The organism is Streptomyces sp. E2N166 (assembly GCF_003671715.1).
Classification (GTDB): domain Bacteria; phylum Actinomycetota; class Actinomycetes; order Streptomycetales; family Streptomycetaceae; genus Streptomyces; species Streptomyces thinghirensis.
In genome coordinates this window covers 582,644-586,232 of sequence record NZ_RAIF01000012.1, presented here as the reverse complement: position 1 = coordinate 586,232, position 3,589 = coordinate 582,644, and the positions used below count along the sequence as shown (strand labels likewise).

Sequence of the window (3,589 nt, the reverse complement as noted above, 5' to 3'; positions counted from 1 at the left end):
AGATTAGGGGGCGGGCTCGGGCGCGCCCGCTGTGCCGGCGCCCCCACACCCACCGGCTCGGGCGCGCCCGCTATGCCCGCGCCCCCACCACACCCACCGGCGCGGGTCCCTGTGCCGCGACCGGCAGTTCCGCCGTCACCGTGAAGCCGCCCCGGGCCTCCGCGCCCGCGCTCAGCGAGCCCCCGGCCGAGGCCAGGCGTTCCGTGAGGCCGGTCAGGCCCGTGCCCGGCCCCTGGGCGGGGCCGTCGCCGCCCCTGCCGTTGTCCGTGACCGTCAGCCGGACCCGTTCCGTGCCACCCCTCACCGCGATCTCGCAGCGGCTCGCCCCGCTGTGCCGCACGACGTTGGTGACCGCCTCCCGCACCACCCACCCCAGCAGCGCCTCGGTCTGCGGCGGCAGCGGCGGGCCGGCGCGGTGGACCACCGGCTCCACGTCCGCCGCGGTCAGCGCCGAGCGGGCCCGCTCCAGCTCGGTGTCGAGGCTGCCCTCGCGGTAGCCCGTGACCGCCTCGCGGACCTCGGTCAGCGCCTGGCGGCCCACCGCCTCGATGTCCGTGATCTGGGTCAGCGCCGCGTCCGGGTCGCGGGGCGCCAGCCGACGGGCCGCCTCCGACTTGACCACGATCACCGACAGGGTGTGCCCGAGCAGATCGTGCAGGTCGCGGGAGAAGCGCAGCCGCTCCTCCGCCACCGCGCGGGTGGCCAGTTCCTCACGGGCGGCGCGCAGTTGCCGTACGGCGTCGGACAGGCCGAGGATCGCGGCCGTCACCATCGTCGACAGGAAGGTCCCGTAGGCGATGTTGAGGCCGTTCCAGCCGTCCTTGAAACCGGCCACGGCACCCGCCAACGCCGCCAGCGACCAGCCCCACCGGCCCAGCCACCGGCCACGCAGCGCGGCACCCGCGGCCAGACCGAGCAGCGGGAAGAACAGCAGCCAGCTGCCCCCGTACGCCAGCGACAGTCCGCACGTCAGCAGGGCCATGACGGCGAGGGCCGCCCGCGTGGACGGCGAGTCGCGGCGCTTCTCGTCGAAGGAGCGCATGGCCACGTAGATGTAGAGCGAGTTGAAGGCGAGCAGGCCGAGCCCGCCGATCCAGGGGTTGGAGGTCCGGCCCTGGAGGATGTTCGCGAGGCTGCCCAGACCCATCAGCAGCCAGGGCAGGAGCGCGAAGCCGCTGGGCGGCGGCCCGATCCGCTCCGGTTGCTCGCCGGCCTCGGACGGTGCGGACCGCCGCGCCGACTGCCACGCGCCCAGGCGGCACGAGATCCCGCGCAGCCGCCCTCGTGTCCGGGTCATGGCCATCGGCCCCTCTCCGCTTCCGCTTCCGTGTCCGGCTTCCGTGTCCGGCTTCCGTGTCCGGCTTCCGTGTCCGGCTTCCGTCCGTCTCGCTCAGTCGTTTCCCGCGCCGCGCCGATAGGACAGGACGGCGTACGCCCCGAAGGCCAGCAGCCACGCCGTCAGTACGAAAATCGCACCCGGGGGCGGCGCGTGCCCCGTGGCGACCGACGTGCCCAGCTCGGCGAAGCGGTTGGTCGGGGTGTACGCCGACACCGCGCGCAGCCACTCCGGGAACAGCGCGAGCGGGAACCACAGGCCGCCGAGGACCGCCAGGGCCAGGTTGGCCACCATATTGGCCACGCCCGTGGTCTGCCCCGTCAGCCGGTAGCCGTTGCCCAGACCGAGCAGCGTGAAGGGGACCGACCCCAGCCAGAGCAGCAGCGCCAGCGCCGCCCACTGCCAGGCGTCCAGCCGGACGCCGTTGAGCAGGCCGCCCGCGGCGAGTACGGCCGCGATGGCGGGAAGCACGGTGACCGACGCGGTCAGGGCGCGGCCCACCACCACCTGGTGCGGGGGCATCGGGGTCACCCTCAGCTGCCGCAGCCAGCCGATCGCCCGGTCCTCGGCGACCCCGCCACCGGTGTTGAGGGCCGTGCCGACCGCGCCGTAGGCGGCCATGCCGACCATCGCGCCGGTCTTCCAGCCGCCCGAGTCGCCGTCCCCGAGGTTGGTGAAGAGCAGGTACATGAGGACGGGCATGGCGATACCGCCCACGACGAAGCCGGGGTCGCGCAGCGTACGGCGCGTCTCCAGCCGCAGATAGTCCCTCATCGTGCTGTCTCCCCCTCCGCAGTCGTCGCCTCCGCCGCCGTCAGGGCCAGGAACGCGTCGTCCAGGGACGCCGGGGCGACCTCCAGGCCGCGTACCGCGCCGAGTTCCGCGAGCGCGACGACGGTCGCGTCGGAGTCCTCGGTGCGCAGCAGCGCGCGGTCCCCCCGTACCTCCAGCGCGCGCACTCCGGGCAGCAGCGTCAGGCCCTCGGCGGGCCGGCCGGCCAGGTCGAAGGAGACGCGGCTGCCGCCCGCCGCCCGGCGCAGTTCGTCGCCCGTGCCGTCCGCGACGATCCGCCCCCGGTCGACGACCAGGATGCGGTCGGCGTGCGCCTCGGCCTCCTCCAGATAATGGGTGGAGAAGAGGACCGTGCTGCCGCGCCGGGCGTACGCCCGCATCGACTTCCAGAAGGTGTGCCGGGCCTCCACGTCCAGGGCGGCCGTGGGCTCGTCCAGGACGAGCAGGTCGGGGTTGCCGGTCAGCGCGACCGCGAACCGTACGCGCTGGGTCTGCCCGCCGGACAGCCGGTCCACGCGCCGCCCGGCCAGCTCGGCGATCCCGGCCAGCTCCAGGGCCTGCTCGACGGGCATCGGTGCCGGATAACGCCCGGCCACGAAGGCGACCAGCTCACCCACGGTGACCCGGGGCACCGCCCGTGCCTCCTGGAGCATGGCCCCCACCAGGCCGGCGCGTACGGCCCGGTCGGGCGGCCCGCCGAACAGCTCCACGGCGCCCTGGTCGGGCGGGCACAGCCCGAGCAGCAGCGCGATCGCCGTCGACTTGCCCGCGCCGTTGCGTCCCAGCAGCGCGACCGTCTCGCCGCGCGCGATCTCCAGGTCCACACCGTCGACGGCGCGGACAGCGCCGTACGCCTTGGCCGCTCCGGCGAGGGAGACGGCGGGAGCGGTGCGGTGCGTGGCCGGTGCCGGTGCCGGCCTCGGCGGGGTCGTGGTCGTGGCCGGTGCGGTCGTGGTCGGTTCGTTCGGTGGCATACGGGCGACGCTACGGAGCGGGCGGGGGCGGGCGGCAGATGCGGTTGTCCGGAGTCCGGCGGGACAAATGTCATGGGCGGGCGGCGTCCCGTACGGTCGTGGCTGTCCATGGTGCCGCTACCGGGGAGAGTCATGCCGATCGACGCAGCCGAGGCGCTCGCCGCCGCGCCCCGCGTCCGCGAGATCGCCTGGGACCACAAGGACGTCCAGCTCTACCACCTCGGCATCGGCGCCGGCCTCCCCGCCGCCGACCCCCGCGAGCTGCGCTACACCCTGGAGTCCCGGCTGGACGTCCTGCCGAGCTTCGCGACGGTCGCGGGCGGCGGCCCCCCGGGTGTCATCGGCGGCCTGTCCATGCCCGGCGTCGACGTCGATCCGGCGCACGTCCTGCACGGCGGACAGCACCTGCGCCCGCACCGGACCGTCCCGGTGCGGGGACGGGCGAGCGCCGCCTCCCGCGTCGTCGCCGTGTACGACAAGGGCACGG

At 75.1% G+C, this 3,589-nt stretch carries 3 protein-coding genes and 1 pseudogene; 1 reads left to right on the top strand and 3 read right to left on the bottom strand.

Annotation, left to right across the window (positions count from 1 at the left end):
* Nucleotides 1-70 precede the first annotated feature (70 nt).
* From EBH09_RS10395 to EBH09_RS10385, 3 genes are all read right to left on the bottom strand, one after another.
* Nucleotides 71-1,297, bottom strand: a complete 1,227-nt coding sequence (locus EBH09_RS10395; RefSeq protein WP_121747331.1) for a sensor histidine kinase — start codon at nucleotides 1,295-1,297, stop codon at nucleotides 71-73.
* A 93-nt stretch (nucleotides 1,298-1,390) separates the two neighbouring features.
* The gene (locus EBH09_RS10390; protein ID WP_121746720.1) at nucleotides 1,391-2,110 is read right to left on the bottom strand and encodes an ABC transporter permease; all 720 of its coding nucleotides are present in this window, start codon (nucleotides 2,108-2,110) and stop codon (nucleotides 1,391-1,393) included.
* Nucleotides 2,107-3,102: an ABC transporter ATP-binding protein gene (locus EBH09_RS10385; protein WP_238697261.1), complete on the bottom strand. Its 996-nt coding sequence runs from the start codon at nucleotides 3,100-3,102 to the stop codon at nucleotides 2,107-2,109. Before EBH09_RS10385 ends, EBH09_RS10390 begins: the two co-directional genes overlap by 4 nt.
* Before the next feature lie 132 nt (nucleotides 3,103-3,234).
* Between EBH09_RS10385 and EBH09_RS38755 the strand changes: the two are divergent.
* Nucleotides 3,235-3,589 (top strand): annotated as a pseudogene (locus EBH09_RS38755) (3-alpha,7-alpha,12-alpha-trihydroxy-5-beta-cholest-24-enoyl-CoA hydratase); the annotation flags it as partial.